Origin of the sequence: Trichormus sp. NMC-1 (genome assembly GCF_001858025.1) — a bacterium.
Lineage (GTDB): Bacteria > Cyanobacteriota > Cyanobacteriia > Cyanobacteriales > Nostocaceae > Anabaena.
The window spans coordinates 855,934-873,738 of sequence record NZ_LZQD01000002.1; the positions used below are offsets into that span (position 1 = coordinate 855,934).

The window sequence follows — 17,805 nt, forward strand, 5'->3', positions numbered from 1 at the left end:
CTATGATTTAAGATGGGAAGTAAACTAATTAGTTTAGTTGTCTGTAACTAAACTAAACCGTCTATTACAGTCTTGTCAATAGTCACTGCAAAAATAATTAATCTGGGTAGCTGATATGCGAAAAAAGAACAAAGAAGTCGAAGAAATTTCTGTAGAGCGATCGCGAGGAGCGCAGTGCCAAAGGCAATCGCTGTTAGTAGAGAAAGTTGATGCTATCTTGGCTGGTGCAATGCAGGAGTTTTTGACACACGGCTACGCTGCAACCACTATGGATAGAGTGACAGCCGCCGCCGGTGTATCGAAAACAACGGTATACAGCTACTTTCAAGATAAGGAAGGGTTATTTACTGCACTGATTGAACGATTAGCACAGAAAAAATATTTGGCAGTTTTTAACCCTGAAGATTCCCAATTTCTGGAAGGTGAACCAGAGATTGTTCTGCGTCGCTTGGCAAATAATATCTTAAATAATATTAATTCTTCACAGGAATTACTGAATCTGGTGAGGCTAATTATTGCCGAATCTGGACGTTTCCCTCTACTAGCGCAGGTTTTTGTCCGCAATGTAGATAAACCGGGGTTGGACTTGCTGACTCAATATTTTACAGCCCATCCAGAACTACAATTACCTGATCCAGAGGTAGCTGCACGGATTTTTAAGGGTACATTAATCCATTTCACAATTATTCAGAATATGCTCCATAGTCAAGAGATTTTACCAATGGAGAGCGATCGCTTGATTGATAATCTAGTTAATTTAATCACCAGTAATAAAATAGATATACATGGTGACAAGTATTCAGGAACAAGGCATAAATCACCCAGACGTAAGCGCACAACTGGGGGGAGATTTGAGGCTGATTATGGTGATGAGTCTAAAAAGTTGCGGTCTATTAGGCTTACAGATACCGCTTGGGCTAAGTTGGATGAATTAGCAGCAGCAAATAATTTGACCCGCAGTGAGATGATTGAAATCTTTGCTCGTCAAGGCTTTGGGGATGGAAAGGAGTTGGGAGGGTAATTTTTGTATATACATGGATGTTGCTGGTATACCGAAAGAGGATATTGTTTTATCTTTTCATGATCCTGAAACTCTTTAGTTGACTGAGTGTGCTGTTTGTTTAAGGAATAAAGCCTACCTATGCGGCTTTCTCAAAATTTTTACATATCTAAGGAAATTTACTATATTCTTTTTAAGAGAGTCTAAATTATACGAAAAACATGAAAGCTTCCGAAACAACACTCCGAAATTTGCTAGAAGGTGGTAAACAGTTTCAAATTCCTCTTTTTCAAAGACCATATTCTTGGGAAGAAAAAAACTGGCAAACTCTTTGGGACGATTTAATGAACCTTTACAATGAGGAGGTAAAAGGCTCTTATTTTCTTGGTCCTATAGTCACACAAGCAGAATTAGGCACCGCTGATGGTATTACTCCTTATGTTGTAATAGATGGGCAACAGCGACTTACTACTTTCAGTATTCTCTTGGCAGCATTACGTAATCATCTCAAGAAGTCTGATAAACAAATGTCAGAACAAATATATGACCGTTACTTATTTGACAAATATCAGAAAAATGACGATTGTTTTAAAGTATTGCCAACTCAAGATGATCGTGAAGCCTATAAAAATATACTTGATCCTAAAACAGTAAAAACCAAAAAGAAAGAATTGCAGTCAGGAAAAATAACCGAGGCTTATGCTTTTTTTGATAAGCGGCTAAAAGAGTCTGTTCCTGATCAGGATATTCCAATTGATTTAGCACGTTTAAAAACAATAGTATTAGAACGGTTAATTTTGGTAAATATTACTTCTGATGCTAATGATAATGCCTATCTCATTTTTGAAAGTTTAAATAATAAAGGAGAGGAACTAACTCAAGTAGACTTAGTTCGTAATTATATATTCATGAGATTAACTCCTGAAGACAGACAAGAAGTATATGAGAATGAATGGCTGCCTTTTATAGAAAGCTTTAAGCTGAGTTTAGAAAATAAAGGATATGCTTCAGAACTTACTAAAGCATTTTGGTATTATCTGCGTAAAGATGGTGATGATGTTAATGAAAAGGAAGTTTATAAAGTCATCAAAAAGCGTTTTGATACTTCAGAAAATGGCGTAAAATCTGAGTTACAAAAACTTATACAATTTGCCAAATATTACCAATGTTTTAATTTTCCTGATGAAGAACCAGAACCTAAGTTAAGAAATTGCTTTGTTAGATTAAAGCGGCTTGATTTTATGACTTGTCATATCTTCTTGCTAAATATTTATTATGAATATGAATCAAACCGCTTATCATTGGCTCAGTTTGAGAAAATTTTGCTTTATCTAGAGTCTTATTTTGTACGTCGTTTATTCGCAGGAATTCCCACTAATAGTTTAGGGAAAATTTTCAATAATTTGTATGTTGAAGTTAAAAAAGCAAATTCTACTGATTTGGTAGATGGCTTATATCAAGTGTTAAGAAATTATGACAAGACTAAAATATGGCCAGACGACGAGGCATTTAGTACTGGAATTCTTAAAACTGGGATATATTCTCCTAGTCAGAATGATAGAGCTAAACTTATTTTGGAACTTTTAGAGTCATCTTTTAATAAAGAAAAGGTTAAAACTGATATTTTAACTGTAGAACATATAATGCCTCAAAAATTAACATCAGAATGGCAAAAGATGTTAGGAGAAAATTCTGCTTCCGTTCATAAATATCTGTTACATACTTTAGGCAACCTTACGTTAACAGGCAATAACTCTGAAATGGGTAACAAACCCTTTTCCTTTAAATTGGAATATTTCAAGAAGAGTAATTTTTCCTTGAATAGAGAGTTAGCAAAAATAGATGATTGGGATGAAAAAGCAATCAAAAACCGTGCAGAATACTTGGCTGATATAGCTATTAAAGTTTGGACTAGATAATGAGAGTGAGTATTGCCACATCACACACTGGCTGAACCCAACCCCCTTTTCTACAAAGGAAAGGGGAGAGGCCAAGATTGCTCTACCAATTGCTATAATTATACAAATAGCCTAAATACCTGCTTTATCAGCATTATAAGGAATAAATAAATATGTCTCAACCAAATTTAATTAATAAACCTGAAGTCAGTAACACTGCTGAAGAAAACTATCTAACAGACATTCTACGCGAAATTCAAGCCACACCTAAAGAATACTGGCCGAACTTACTACAAATAATGCGAGTATTTAGAGAAAGCGTAACTTTTAAAACCGAATTATTAAACCATAATCAACAAGAAAGAGATGCACAACAGCAACAACTTTTAAATGAACAACATCAAGCACTCAAACAATTAACAAAAGAATGGATAGAAGAAGGAGAACTACAAGAACAAACAGAAACTTGGGAATATTTGCGTCAAGAAATTGATGAAAATCCCTTTTAAACTTGCTCTGAATTTTTATGAATAAATTTATGATGTCTAGAAGTTAAAGCTTTAACTGTGACTGTCACTTCTATTTCTGTATCTATAATTCATACAGGAACCTCTAAATCTAAAATGCCGTCTAAGCCTACACGAGAATGTAATTTTATGTGTTGCATCTGTGGTAAGCTGAGAAATATTCTTGGTAGTCAAAAACCTTTAGTGGGTGAGGAGGGAATCGAACCCGCAACCAATTGATTAAGAGTCAACTGCTCTACCGTTGAGCTACTCACCCACACTAGGACTCATAATATCAGACTTTTGACGTTGGCGCTAGTGTTGCAGTTAAAAAACTGGCTACAGCGGGAATATAATTGTGAAAGTGATTTGACTGTTAGCACTTTAAAGCAGTTAATAACCTGACTAATGTAGATTTTCCCTCAGATTTCCCTCAACTGATTGGTGGAATGAGGGAAAAATGAGGCTAATTGGTACATTTTAATTTCGACTGTCCAAGTTTTTAAGGGGCAAAAATAGCGATTTCCATAATGCTCGTCCAGTAAGACTTTCAGCCTTAACCGTACTTATTTAACGTTTTTATACGGTGATGCCTATTTTTAGGTGCAATATCTGAGTTAAGAATATTATCATGGAATTAAGCGATACCCTGCGCCACGAACGGTTTCGATGAGGTTGCTACCCAATTTTTTTCGCAAATATCCAACATAGACATCGACAATATTAGACCCAGGCTCGTAATCATATCCCCAGACTCTATCAAGCAGTTGCTGACGGCTCAGAACCTGTCCCGGATGACGAAAAAAAGTTTCCGCCAAGATAAACTCACGGAAAGGTAATTCAATCAACTGATTATTTACCTTTACTTTTCTGGTTCTTAGATCCAACACAATATTATGAGCATTCAGAGTAAATTTTTCTGATGTAGAGATGTGATTGACAGATCTTAAACGAACACGAATACGGGCAAGTAACTCTTCAAATCTAAAGGGTTTTGTCATGTAATCATCAGCACCAGCTTCTAACCCAGATACCTTATCTTGGAGGTCATCACGGGCAGTCAAAATCAGGATGGGTAGAGTTGCACCTTGCCCACGCAGGTCTTTTAAGACCTCAAAGCCATCTTTACCAGGTAGTCCTAAATCGAGGATCAGAAGTTCAAACATACCACTTAGCCCTAATGACAGTGCCTTTTGGGCATCTGTAGCAACAGTGGTAATAAAACCGTGACTCTTGAGACCTTTTTCGATAAAGGACGCAATCCGGGGTTCATCTTCTGCAATCAGAATTTGTGACATCGATTTTCCGCGCTTGATGTGGATTAAGAGGTATGACAATCATAAAGGTCGATCCTGTTCCTGGTTGACTTTGGAGTTGAATCAAGCCACGATGCGCTTCCACGATTCCTCGGACAATTGATAATCCCAGACCAGAACCATCTGAACGACGATAACTATTCTTGACACGAGCAAACCGCTCAAAAATTCGTTCTTGCTCACAGAGGTCAATTCCTGCTCCCGTATCCTGAACCCATATCTTAAATTCGCCATTATTGAGAGAAGCACCTAGGGTAATGCGATCGCATTCCTGGGTATGTTGGACAGCGTTCTGGGCTAAATTCATGACTGCTTGGGTGAGACGCTGGCGATCGCCTACTAATATTCCTTTCACCTTTCCCTGAAATTGCCAATTCCGATGAGCTAGAGCCTGTATCTTAGCAGATAGTGTGTTTAAAAAGGATTGAGCATCAATGGTTTCTAGTAGTAAAAAATCTGGACGCTCAGACTTTGCCAATAAACTCAGATCATCTACCAATCGACTCATGCGATCAATTTCGTCAATTACTAAATTAATGGTTTCCTGTTCAATACTAGAAGCCTGATCTAGATCAATTAGTTCTAAATGCCCTCTAATGATCGTGATCGGTGTTCTCAATTCATGACTGACATCATTTATAAAGTGTTTTTGACTGACAAAAGCAGCTTCTAAACGATTCATCATGGCGTTGAAAGAGTTTGTTAATTCAGCCAATTCTCCACTTGTTTGGACTTCGATTCGCTCGTTGAGATTTGTCTCAGTGATTTTAATTGCTGTAGAGATGATGGAACTGAGGGGAGAAAGAACTTTTCCTGCCATAAACCAGGTGACAACAACAGATAATATAAAGACACCTATCATCACCCAAAAAACTATTTTTAGGGTATCAAAAGCTTCTTCTTGCTCTCCACGTACAGCATGGACAACAATCAAGCGTCCAATAATCTGTTTTTCAAAGCGAATTGGTGTAACGATATAGAGAATATTACCAGTCTTCGTATTAGGTTGCAGTTTAATACCCTCCTGGACTGTTTTTATTTTTATCAAAGACTGCATCAATGATGATTCAGGCTGGAATCCATTAGGCAGTGCTTCTGGACTGGAACGATAAAAATCTTCATTCAAGACACCGATGAGATAAGTGTCATCTTCTGGGACGCGTCGTGAGAGATAAATGTTAAATAAGTTAGCGAGTTGCCCAGCATCTTTTGGATATTGTATTTCTTGATTTCTAAGAGCTAATTTATATTTTATCTTACTGTCATTACGAAGAAGTCCTTGAAATATTTCTGCTTCTTCTCTAATATCTTCAGTAACCCGATTAGCAATTGCAGAAAATACAAATTTGAATATTAATGGTACTGTAATAACTAAAAATAGAGATAATAAAATAAAATAAAAAATAAAAATTCTTGACCGAATAGAGGTAAATATAATTTTTCGATAATTCCACATAAAGCTAACTAAAGTAATGAATTAAATCCAGCTATTTATGCATATATAGCGTAAATGATTCATGAACAAAAAGATCCCCGACTTCTTTAAGAAGTCGGGGATCTAAGCCTCTCCTTCTTCGCCAATTCATTTTACCAAGGAGCAATATACAACGAGCATAGCGATCGCTCCTTGGTACAGAGTTAGTAAATGAAAGTGGAGTTTATCAAAGTATTCTTCTCAAGAATTACCGTGATTTTTATAACTTTGCACACTGATCTTCTTTACTACCTTGAACGATATTACCGCCACCAATTGGCTGAGGAGCATTTTCTTTACACTGCAAATTGCCGTTAATGCGATTTTGCCGAATCGTCACCCCTCCAGTATTTTGAACGGCTTGTAAACTTCCGCCAATTTGGTTTTGGTTAGCAACCATTTGTCCTGAGTTTGACTCGAACTGCACATCTCCAGTAATGCGTGTACTCACCACACGAGCAGTTCTACCCTGCTTCACTTGGATGCTTCCACCTACGGTAGCACTGGAATTTACATCGACTAGACTTGCTCCCTCGGCTTGAATATTGCCATTTACTTTTGCACCTATGGCCTTGAGGGTTGCTCCCCGTTCGACAACAATATTTCCTTTAACAGTTGTTCTATTGAGTGTACAAGTTTTGCCTTGAGGTACTTTCACATTATCAACGGTGATTGCACCTAAGCTTCCTTGGCAGGCAATTTCTTCTGCGATCGCAATATGAGGGAACATTAGACTAGTGCTAAGTCCGATTAATGTCATCGCCACACCGGAAATTGGTTTTAGCATTATGGTTAAAGTTTTTGTGAAAGGTTACAGTTATTAATGTCACACCGTTACATGAACCTTGCTTAAATAATTCATGAGAAAAAGTTCATCAATATGTAATTCATTCTGTCTGGGTACTTATCAAAAAGACCGCTCCCAAGACCAATCAAAATCTTCAAACCGCTTCGGATTTTGGGCAGTATACTGGATGCAGTATTATGTATTTTTATATTTATGCAACTTAAATCCTATGAATTGATGACTTTAGACTTAAAGCAGTTTTTATGTACTTAGACATACTCTTGATGACTCTCTGCGCGACGGACACTTTCCTCTCTTCGAGATGCTTCGCGAACAAGTTGGGAAACCCGCCTACGGAAGTCTCTTCCTCTGCGCCTCTGCGTGAGGCCAAAAATATAGAAATTAGCTATATCGCTCAACTACCTAACCCCATTATCCCTCAAAAACCTGAATTAACCCCAGTTCAACCAGAACAGTCTCCACCTACTCCCCTGGAAACAAATCCACCCATACCGCAACCGGGGGAAATATCGCCGCAGATTCCGGGGACAATTCGTGTAGAAGGCGTTGAATTTGAGGGAAACACTGCATTTAGCGATCGCCAACTTGCAGAAGTCACCAAGCCCTTTACAGATAGGGAAATCACCTTTGGGGAACTGATAGCAATAGAGACAGCCATAACGCAAAAATATGTCGAAGCCGGATATATAAATTCTGGTGCGGTGATTTCTGCTAACCAAACCTTTCCTAGAGAAGGTGGTGTGGTAAAAATCCAGATTATTGAAGGGGAATTAACAGAAATTAATATTATCGGCAATCGTCGCCTTAATGCTAATTATGTGCGATCGCGCCTAGAAATCGCTACCAAAAAACCCCTCAACCGTAACCGATTACTAGAAGCCTTACAAATACTGCAACTAGACCCCCTCATTACTAATATATCTGCCGAACTCCAACCAGGAAGCCGTCCCCAACAAAGTCGTTTACAAGTGCGAGTTAAAGAAGCAGATACCTTCAGTGGTGAAATATTTACAGATAACAATCGTTCTCCCAGCGTAGGTAGTTTCCGACGGGGGATAAAGATTAATCAAGGTAATTTACTCGGTTTGGGTGATGGATTACAGCTATCTTATACCAACAGTGATGGCAGTAATACTTTTGATGCCAGTTATATATTACCCATCAATGCCCGTAATGGCACAATTGAATTTACAACAGGTGTAACTAATACTAACGTCATTGAACAACCATTTAATCGCTGGGATATTGAAGGAAAATCACGCACATACCAACTCACATATCGTCAACCGATTGTTCAGAAGCCAAATCAAGAACTAGCTTTAGGGTTGACTTTTTCCCGACAGGAAAGCGAAACATCCCTATTCAATGAACGATTTCCCCTGTCTCCAGGAGCGAATAACGAAGGAGAAACCAGCGTTTCCAGTTTGCGGTTTTTCCAAGAATATGTGCAACGTAGCCCTCGTCAAGTTTTGGCCGCGCGATCGCAATTTTCCCTAGGAACAGATATTTTCAATGCTACAGTCAATAATAATGCACCAGATAGTCGTTTTTTCGCATGGAGAGGACAAGGGCAATATGTGCGGTTATTAGCACCAGAAACTTTGTTAATTCTGCGTTCCGATATTCAGCTATCTACAGATTCATTATTATCCTTAGAACAGATAGGAATTGGTGGAGCTAAAAGCGTGCGCGGCTATCGTCAAGATTTAATATTAACAGATAGCGGTGTCATTACTTCCGCAGAATTACGCGTCCCTATTGTGCGTTTACCGGAAATAAAAAGCGTTTTGCAAATTGCTCCTTTTATTGATTTTGGAATTGGGTGGAACTATTCTGGAGAAAAACCCAATTCCCAATCAAATAGTTTATTAGGTACAGGTTTAGGGTTAATCTGGCAAATGAGCAATCGTTTAAATGCCCGTTTAGATTATGGTATTCCTTTAATTGATGTGAAAGCAAATAATCAAACTTTACAAGATCAAGGTTTTTATTTTACTATTAACTATTTTCTCTTTTAAATTATGAAAATACTTTTTTGCACGCAGAGGCGCAGAGACACAGAGAAAATCAAAGAATTTAGGTGGAAATCTTCCTTTGCGCCTTTGCTCCTTTGTATCTTTGCGCGAAACTTTAATTCGCTCCCAGCCTTAGCCCAAGTTATTCCAGATAATACTCTAGGTTCGGAAAATTCCCACATTATCAATAATTCACTATCTGATCATATTGAAGGTGGAGCTATTCGTGGTTCTAGTCTGTTTCATAGTTTTCAAGAATTCAATGTTAGTGAAGGCAGAGGAGTCTATTTTACAAATCCCAACAATATCACCAATATCTTTACCCGCGTTACAGGTAGCAATCCTAGCAATATTTTCGGAACATTAGGAGTTTTGGGAACTGCTAATTTATTTTTATTAAATCCCCAAGGAATTGTTTTTGGTAAAAATGCTCAATTAGATTTGCGGGGTTCGTTTTTTGCTTCTACGGCAGATAGTGTGGTATTTAATAATGGTTTTGAATTTAGTAGTAATAATCCCACAACACCTTTATTAACTGTCAATATTCCTGTTGGGTTGAGATTTCGAGAAAATCCTGGGGCAATTATCAATCAATCACAAGCTAGAGGAACATTAAATTTACCAAAATTATCCTTAGATATCCCAATATTAAATAATCTTGGTCTAGCCGTAGATACTGGTCAAAGTTTAGCCTTTATTGGTGGTAATATTCAACTTGATAATGGTAATTTAACTGCTAATAGCGGACAAATTATTCTGGGTAGTGTGGCTAGTCCAGGTTTAGTTGATTTCGCTCTTAATCCAAAAAATACAACTTTCAATTATGACAATATTCAGAATTTCGGCAATATTAAAATAACCAATAATTCACTTATTAATACTAGCGGTATTGGTGGTGGAACAATAGATTTAAAAAGTAATAATATCCTTTTAAATAGTTCTCGTCTTTTTGCTTTAACTTTAGGAAATTTAGATGGAAATGGCATAAATATTAATGCTCAAAAACTCCGCGCTCAGGGGGGATCGCAAATATCCACTACAACCTTTGGTGAGGGTGCAGGAGGGGCTGTAAACATCAACACTAAAGAGGCTATAGAACTGAGTGGTGTAGGCTTTCCTAGTCTGCAAAATTTGATAGCTACATATCTGATAACTGGATTAGTAAACCCGTTTGATTCGCCAATTGTTTTGAGTAATAATACTTTTAGTACAGGGGCTGCTGGAGACATCATAATTAATACTGGTAATTTATTTTTAGAAAATGGAGCAGTCATAGGAGGTGGAACTTATGGATCTGAAAATGGGGGAAAACTCAATATCAATGCCAAAGTTGTAGAATTAGTCAGTTCTGGAATTAACAGTGGTACTTTTCAGGGAAGTACCGGCAGAGGAGGAGATATTTCCATTAATTCAGAACGGTTAATAGTGCGTGATGGTTCTAGTTTAGCAAGCTTGAATCGCGGTGAAGGAGCATCAGGAAATATCAATATTCAAGCCTCTGAATCAGTAGAAGTATTGCGTACTCCGGCTGGAAGTGTATCACAAACTTTAATTGGGACAACTTCTTTTGGTTCAACTGGCAAAGCTGGGGATATTACTATTGATACTAAACGATTATTGATCTCTGATGGCGCGGGAATTACCTTAACAAGTGGTGTGGCTATTGGTAGTATGCTGCTTTATCCGACGGGGGGAACTGGAGGAAATTTAACAATTAGGGCGACTGAATCAGTAGAATTAACTGGTGTTTCTGGGGTTTTAGCGAATGGAGGCCGGAGTATTAGTTTCCTCAGTGCTGATACTTATACTAATAGCAGAGGAGGTGATATTTACCTTTCTACACCAGTGCTGACTCTTGAGAATGGGGGGATAATTTCGGCGGCTTCTTTAGGTTCAGGTGATGCAGGAAATATTACTATTGATGCGGGGCTTGTACAGCTTTTAGGTATTCAAAATCCAGGGGAATTAAATAGTAGAATTCAAGCTTCTGTGGGGATTGTAGGTGAGTTCACTAATCCCAACGCTACAGCAAATGCGGGTTCCTTAAATCTCAATGTTCAACAATTGCTTGTACAAAATGAATCTACAATTAATGTTCAGGCTTTAGGAACAGGGAAGGCTGGGAGTATTAATATTATTGCTGATGCTATTACCCTCAATAATCAAGGTAGTATTAATGGTAGTACGGATGCAGGTGGTGGGGGAAACGTTAATATCACAGCCAAAGATGTACAGTTACGTCGAGCCAGTACAATTACTACTGATGCGGGTAGTTCTGACGGTGGTAACATCAATATCAACAGTGACATCCTTTTAGCATTTCCCCAAGAAAATAGCGATATCACAGCTAATGCTCGCACAGCCCAAGGTGGCAAAGTTACTGTCAATGTTCCGAATATATTTGGTTTTACAGCGGTTAGTCGAGAACAAGTTAGAGAGCGTTTAGGGTTGACAGATGCCCAATTTGCAGCTTTACAGGTAAATCCTACATCACTACTGACTACCAGTGACATCGCCGCTTTTTCCCAAATATCGGGGCCTTCTTTACAAGGGACAGTCACTTTTAGCACTTCTGGGGTGAATCCTGCCCAAGGGTTGGTAGAAATACCGCAAAATGTCGTTGATCCTAATACTTTAATTGCCGCTAATCCCTGTACAAAAGGGGCAGGGAGCGAGTTTTCTATCACTGGACGGGGAGGAGTACCACCAAGTCCTAATGACGCTCTGAGCGGTAATTCTCAGCAGTTTGCTTGGGTGGAAGAGGCAGGGGGGCAGGGTGCAGGGCGCAGGGAGCAGAGAGAAATAATTACTAATCACCAATTACCTAAAACTGAAGTTATACCGGCGAAAGGTTGGGTGATGAATGAAAAGGGAGAAGTGACGCTTTTGGCTTATGAACCAACGGGGGAATTTTCTCAACGTGATTGGCGACCTTTATCTAATTGTCAGCCAGAGTGAACATGGAAATATATTTATTATTCCTGTTTTTCTCCTACGATCTATCTCAGGGAATATCTATTATTTAATGTTATTTTTCCTTGGTTTTGTTGGGATACAATAGCGGCATATTCCAAACCCAACCCAATATAAATATGATTTCATTAACTAGTTTACAAAACCTTGAAAAACATATTCCCATAGTGGGAGATGTGCATACCAAAAGTCCGATTGCCTACAGAGCAACCCGTATCGCAGTTAGTACAGTTAATGCTGTGCAAATGGCAGTAGCAGAGTCCTACATTAATGGATTAGAAGTACCAGATTCTGTGTTGCGATCGCTTTTTGATAGTTGTATGCCCGTCTTTTTCAAATATTTTCCATCTCTCCTTGCACCCTACGAATGGGTATTAACAGAAACAGAGCATACCGCCGAAGGTGCGCCAGATTTAATGAAAATTCAGTACGATTTGCCTCAAGCTATGCTGAATCCCATGTTAGGTGATGGAAAACTCATTTATCCTAAATATAGTATGGGATTGTGGGAAAAAGGAGCAGCCAATCTAGAACAATCGCAAATGCAAATGATGGATGATGTAATTGATAAATTAGAAATAAAAGATGGCGATAATATTTTAGATTTTGGCTGTGGTTGGGGTTGCGTAGCAAATTATATTCTGTCCAAATTCCCTAATGTCAAGTTTACAGGAATTAACTTGAGTCACGAGCAATGTGAATATATGCGTCAGAAAATGCAAGATCCTGAAAGTTACCTGAGTTCAGGTCGTTTTACTCTCTATGAAGGAGATTTGAATGATTCCCAATTTGAAACAAAATTTGATAAAATTCTCTCAATTGGCGTTTTTTGTCATGTAGGTAATTTAACAAAAGCTTTCCAAAAGCTGGCATCTTTTCTCAAGGATAATGGTCGGGTTTTTATTCACATTATCACAGTCCGCACTCCTAATAATATCTCCAGTGTTTTTACCCACAAATACATTTTTCCTCATGGACGTTACTGGAAATATGATGCAGTTCCTAGCTATAATCAAGACCTAAAAACTATTAATAGATGGTATCTTAATGGCTCTAATTACTCCAGAACTTTTGCTAATTGGCTGAAAAATTTTGATGATTCTCATGCAATAGTTAAAGATTTAGATTACGGTATTGAATATGCCAAATTTCGCCGCATTTGGCGGTTCTATTTGATTTGGTTTGTCTCTAATTTTGCAAGTTGTGACGGTGAATACAATGGTAATGGACAATATTTAATGGTTCATGCTTAAGCTTTGAAGATACTGCCAGTTCCCCCCCTAACTCCCTTAATAAGGGGGGAACTAGAGTAAAAGTCCCCCTTATTTTTTCTACTAACTCAAGTTGCTAGTTATCTGGTTGAACCTGGTAATTGGTAATTCGTAATTCGTAATTCGTAATTGGGTAATTGGTGAGTAAATTTCTGTCTTCATCCTGTTAATCCTTTAATCCTGGACATCCTGATATGGCTTACGCCACGCTATGCCTACGGCACACTACGTGAACGCTATCAGACAGTTTACTTAACTAGCAACTTACGTTACTAAAAATACTCTATTAGGATTGGGTAAAGATAAATCTTCCTGAATTAATTCTTCAACTGATAACAAATACTATGATTTAGCCAAATAATTATATAAAATGCCCTAGTATCAGTGTAAAATAATCATAACCATTCAAGAGGTGAATTATGGTTCAAACCTTAACTAAACCAGTAACCTTTGACGAATTTATCCAATGGTATCCAGAAACAGGATTACGCTATGAATTACACAACGGAGTAATTATTGAAATGAACCCGCCACTAGGAGATCATGAGGAAATTATTGGATTTTTAGTAGAAGAAATAGTCACAGAATACAAAAAACTCCAATTTCCTTATTTTATCCCTAAAACAGCTTTAATTAAAACACCTAACGGTTCATCAGCCTATTCACCTGATTTATTACTATTGAATAGAAATAACTTAGTTAATGAACCCTTGTGGAAAAAAGAATCAACCATTACTCAAGCTGCTTCTGTTCCTTTAGTCATAGAAATTGTTAGCAGTAATTGGAAAACAGATTATTCCATCAAAGCTGATGAATATGAATCAATGGGTATTCCTGAATATTGGATAGTTGATTATGCTGCTTTCGGTGGGAGAAGATTTATCGGTAATCCTAAACAACCAACTATCTCAGTATATTCCTTAATTGATGAAGAATATGAAATTAATCAATTTAGAGGTGATGATCAAATCATATCTCCACTTTTTCCAGATTTAAACTTAACGATTTCTCAGATTTTAAGTAGGTGGGCGTTAAAAAATATAATATAGACCTAACCCCCCCAGCCCCCTTCCCTACCAGGGAAGTGGGAGTCAAAGCCTCTCCCCTACAAGGGGAGAGGTTTGGAGATCAGTAGAATTAACTGGTGTTTCTGGGGTTTTAGCGAATGGAGGCCGGAGTATTAGTTTCCTCAGTGCTGATACTTATACTAATAGCAGAGGAGGTGATATTTACCTTTCTACACCAGTGCTGACTCTTGAGAATGGGGGGATAATTTCGGCGGCTTCTTTAGGTTCAGGTGATGCAGGAAATATTACTATTGATGCGGGGCTTGTACAGCTTTTAGGTATTCAAAATCCAGGGGAATTAAATAGTAGAATTCAAGCTTCTGTGGGTCAACTACCTAACCCCATTATCCCTCAAAAACCTGAATTAACCCCAGTTCAACCAGAACAGTCTCCACCTACTCCCCTGGAAACAAATCCACCCATACCGCAACCGGGGGAAATATCGCCGCAGATTCCGGGGACAATTCGTGTAGAAGGCGTTGAATTTGAGGGAAACACTGCATTTAGCGATCGCCAACTTGCAGAAGTCACCAAGCCCTTTACAGATAGGGAAATCACCTTTGGGGAACTGATAGCAATAGAGACAGCCATAACGCAAAAATATGTCGAAGCCGGATATATAAATTCTGGTGCGGTGATTTCTGCTAACCAAACCTTTCCTAGAGAAGGTGGTGTGGTAAAAATCCAGATTATTGAAGGGGAATTAACAGAAAATAATATAAATATGCTTATTCAGATTTATTCATGAAATTTACCCAATCGCTTTTAAAATCAATTTTATTGTTTTTCCTCTCTCTGTTGTTGACAATTGGCGTTACTCCTGTAATGGCTCAAATCCAACAACCACAGACAATTATTCAACAAGCTCGAATTCTTTATGATGCGGGAAAGTTTCCAGAAGTTGTCTTTTTATTACAACAAGCTGCAACCGGATTTAAGAATCAGGGAGACTTCTTAAATCAAGGTATAGTATTAAGTAATCTCGCTGCAACCTTCGGACAGTTAGGACAATGGGAACAAGCAGAAGAAAATATCAATTCTAGTCTTTCCCTTCTCAAATCCCAAACTCCAACTTCCAAACAACAGCGCATACTTGCCCAAAGTCTCGATATTCAAGGACAATTACAACTAGAACGGGGTAAAATTCAAGATGCTCTAGATACTTGGATTATGTCAGCTAAAATCTACAAACAGCTAGGAGCAAAAGAACGAATTATCCAAAGTCAAATTAACCAAAGTCTAGCTTTACAATCATTAGGATTATATCCCAGAGCTTGCCAAACACTATTACTATCTTTAAATTTAGAAACATCAACCTGTGAAGTTGACTCTGCAACATTAGCAACTTGGAAAAATCAATCATTCTCTTTGCAGAATATACAATCTATAAATGCTTTAGGTCATGTTCTGCGAGTTTTAGGACAGTTGCATGAATCTCAAGAAGTTTTAAATTTGGGTTTACAAGCTGCTGAAAAATTAAGTCTTCCTCAAATCGCAGCAGAAGTTTATTTAAATATTGGAAATACAGCCCGTGCTTTTGCTAATCAACCTGGTTTAAATAAACAACAAAAAAATCAATATCAAGAAAATTCACTTGCTGCTTATATTAATTCTGCTCAATTAGCAACTCGTCAAAATACTCAAATTCAAGCTTTATTAAATCGTCTCAGTTTATTTACAAATTTGCAAAACTGGCAAGAAGCACAAACTTTATGGTTAACATTAAAACCGCAAATTAATCAAATTTATAATAATCAAACGGGAATCTACTCTCAAATTAATCTAGTTGAAAGTTTAATTAAATTAGCAATACATTATTCTGAATCATTTACAGAAATTGAGCAAATTCTTAACCGTGCTTATCAACAAGCCCAAAATTTAGGAACTCCCCGCACTCAAGCTTATATATTACTCACTCAGGGAAGATTATCTGAACTGCAAAAACAATGGAAAAGAGCGGAAAACTATACAACTCAAGCGTTGAATTTAGCTCCATCTTTTGAATATCCTGATATTGCTTATCAATTATTTTGGCAATTAGGACGTATTCAACAATTACAAAAAAATACTGAAGGCGCAATTTCTCAATATACTCAATCTATTAAAATTCTAGGTTCTTTGCGCGGTGACTTAGTGACAGTTAACCCTGATGTCCAATTTTCTTTTCGGGAAAGTGTAGAACCTATTTATCGGGAGTTAGTCGGGTTGCTACTGCAAGAAGAATCTCCCAATCAGGCTAAATTGCAACAAGCTCGGCAGATAATTGAATCTTTGCAATTAGCAGAATTAGATAACTTTTTCCGTGATGCTTGTGCAGATGCTAAACCGAAATTAATTGATCAAATTGATCCCACTGCTGCTGTTATTTATCCGATTATTTTAAATGACAGACTAGAAGTTATTCTCTCTATTCCTGGTAAACCTTTACGTAAATACACAACTAATCAACCCCAAGCAGAATTAAAAAATGCCATTAAGCAAGCCCGAATTTCCCTGAGACGGACGGCTTTTACGCAAGAGCGATTACCCAAAGTTCAAAAACTTTACGATTGGCTAATTCGTCCCGCAGAGGCTGATTTGACTGCCAATGGTATCAAAACTTTGGTATTTGTCCTCGATGGTGCTTTACAGAGTTTACCAATGGCCACGCTTCATGATGGCCAACAATATCTCCTAGAAAAATATAACATTGCTCTGACTCCTGGACTCCAACTTCTCGAACCTAAACCCCTCACCCAAGTTAAACTCAAAGCCTTAATTGCGGCTTTAACGGAAGCACGTCAGGGTTTTCCAGCTTTACCAGATGTGGCTACTGAAGTTCAACAGATTTCATCAGAAATACCAACACATACACTTTTAAATCAGCAGTTTATAGTTGAGGCGCTACAAAAGCAAATTAAAGCCGTGTCTTTTCCCATTGTTCATTTAGCTACACATGGCCAATTTAGCTCTAATGCCGCAGACACCTTTATTTTGACTTGGAATCAGCGGCTAAATGTGAAGGAATTAGACCAATTACTCAGAGAATCGCGCAGTAATTCCCAAAAACTTCCTATTGAATTGTTAGTTCTCAGTGCCTGTGAAACGGCTGCTGGTGATGAACGTGCGGCTTTAGGCTTGGCAGGTATAGCAATTCGTTCGGGCGCTCGTAGCACTGTGGGGACTCTTTGGCAAGTTAACGACGAATCTACATCTATCCTCATTAGTGAATTTTACCGACAATTGGCCAAGTCAAAAGTTAGTAAAGCTGAAGCCCTCCGCAATGCTCAACTTTTGCTATTAAAAAATCGTAAGTTCCAGAATCCTTATTTTTGGTCGGCCTTTGTGTTGATAGGAAATTGGCAATAGACATTTGGTAAAAATTAAAAAATTATAGGACTTACGCAAAAGAGAACGGAAGTAGGGGTAATTCATGAATTACTAAAATCAATTTTATTGTTTTTCCTCTCTCTGTTGTTGACAATTGGCGTTACTCCT

At 37.9% G+C, this 17,805-nt stretch carries 12 protein-coding genes and 1 tRNA gene; 9 read left to right on the plus strand and 4 right to left on the minus strand.

Annotated elements, in window-relative coordinates:
* Positions 1-115: 115 nt before the first annotated feature.
* The 3 genes from A9Y75_RS10470 to A9Y75_RS10480 all read left to right on the plus strand — a co-directional run bounded on the left by A9Y75_RS10470 (position 116) and on the right by A9Y75_RS10480 (position 3,407).
* Entirely contained in the window at positions 116-1,021 is a 906-nt protein-coding gene (locus tag A9Y75_RS10470) for a TetR/AcrR family transcriptional regulator (protein ID WP_071189494.1), read from the plus strand.
* Positions 1,022-1,221: 200 nt separating this feature from the next.
* The gene (locus A9Y75_RS10475) at positions 1,222-2,919 is read left to right on the plus strand and encodes a DUF262 domain-containing protein (protein WP_071189495.1); all 1,698 of its coding nucleotides are present in this window, start codon (positions 1,222-1,224) and stop codon (positions 2,917-2,919) included.
* A 152-nt stretch (positions 2,920-3,071) separates the two neighbouring features.
* A complete protein-coding gene (locus A9Y75_RS10480) occupies positions 3,072-3,407 on the plus strand; it encodes a hypothetical protein (protein ID WP_071189496.1) in 336 nt (111 codons plus the stop codon).
* Positions 3,408-3,609: 202 nt separating this feature from the next.
* Here the strand turns inward: A9Y75_RS10480 and A9Y75_RS10485 are convergent.
* The 4 genes from A9Y75_RS10485 to A9Y75_RS10500 form a co-directional block, all read right to left on the minus strand.
* Positions 3,610-3,681 (minus strand) — tRNA-Lys (locus tag A9Y75_RS10485).
* A gap of 352 nt (positions 3,682-4,033) precedes the next feature.
* Entirely contained in the window at positions 4,034-4,702 is a 669-nt protein-coding gene (locus A9Y75_RS10490; protein ID WP_071189497.1) for a response regulator transcription factor, read from the minus strand.
* On the minus strand, positions 4,674-6,176 hold the full coding sequence (locus tag A9Y75_RS10495) for an ATP-binding protein (protein ID WP_071189498.1): 1,503 nt from the start codon (positions 6,174-6,176) through the stop codon (positions 4,674-4,676). Before A9Y75_RS10495 ends, A9Y75_RS10490 begins: the two co-directional genes overlap by 29 nt.
* 238 nt (positions 6,177-6,414) lie before the next feature.
* The gene (locus A9Y75_RS10500) at positions 6,415-6,981 is read right to left on the minus strand and encodes a hypothetical protein (protein WP_071189499.1); all 567 of its coding nucleotides are present in this window, start codon (positions 6,979-6,981) and stop codon (positions 6,415-6,417) included.
* A 338-nt stretch (positions 6,982-7,319) separates the two neighbouring features.
* Between A9Y75_RS10500 and A9Y75_RS10505 the strand changes: the two genes are divergently transcribed.
* The 6 genes from A9Y75_RS10505 to A9Y75_RS10530 all read left to right on the plus strand — a co-directional run bounded on the left by A9Y75_RS10505 (position 7,320) and on the right by A9Y75_RS10530 (position 17,676).
* Positions 7,320-9,020, plus strand: a complete 1,701-nt coding sequence (locus A9Y75_RS10505; RefSeq protein WP_343232399.1) for a ShlB/FhaC/HecB family hemolysin secretion/activation protein — start codon at positions 7,320-7,322, stop codon at positions 9,018-9,020.
* An 84-nt stretch (positions 9,021-9,104) separates the two neighbouring features.
* Entirely contained in the window at positions 9,105-11,975 is a 2,871-nt protein-coding gene (locus A9Y75_RS10510; RefSeq protein WP_236721370.1) for an S-layer family protein, read from the plus strand.
* A 134-nt stretch (positions 11,976-12,109) separates the two neighbouring features.
* Positions 12,110-13,243 carry a class I SAM-dependent methyltransferase gene (locus A9Y75_RS10515; protein ID WP_071189500.1) on the plus strand — a complete coding sequence of 378 codons (1,134 nt, stop codon included), beginning with the start codon at positions 12,110-12,112 and terminating at the stop codon, positions 13,241-13,243.
* Between the two features lie 437 nt (positions 13,244-13,680).
* Complete coding sequence (locus A9Y75_RS10520) at positions 13,681-14,310, plus strand: Uma2 family endonuclease (protein WP_071189501.1); 630 nt, start codon at positions 13,681-13,683, stop codon at positions 14,308-14,310.
* A gap of 196 nt (positions 14,311-14,506) precedes the next feature.
* Positions 14,507-15,076, plus strand: coding sequence for a POTRA domain-containing protein (locus A9Y75_RS10525; RefSeq protein WP_071189502.1), 570 nt, complete (start codon positions 14,507-14,509; stop codon positions 15,074-15,076).
* Positions 15,073-17,676 (plus strand): CHAT domain-containing protein, encoded by a 2,604-nt coding sequence (locus A9Y75_RS10530; protein WP_071189503.1) that lies wholly within the window; start codon positions 15,073-15,075, stop codon positions 17,674-17,676. Before A9Y75_RS10525 ends, A9Y75_RS10530 begins: the two co-directional genes overlap by 4 nt.
* Positions 17,677-17,805 lie beyond the last annotated feature (129 nt).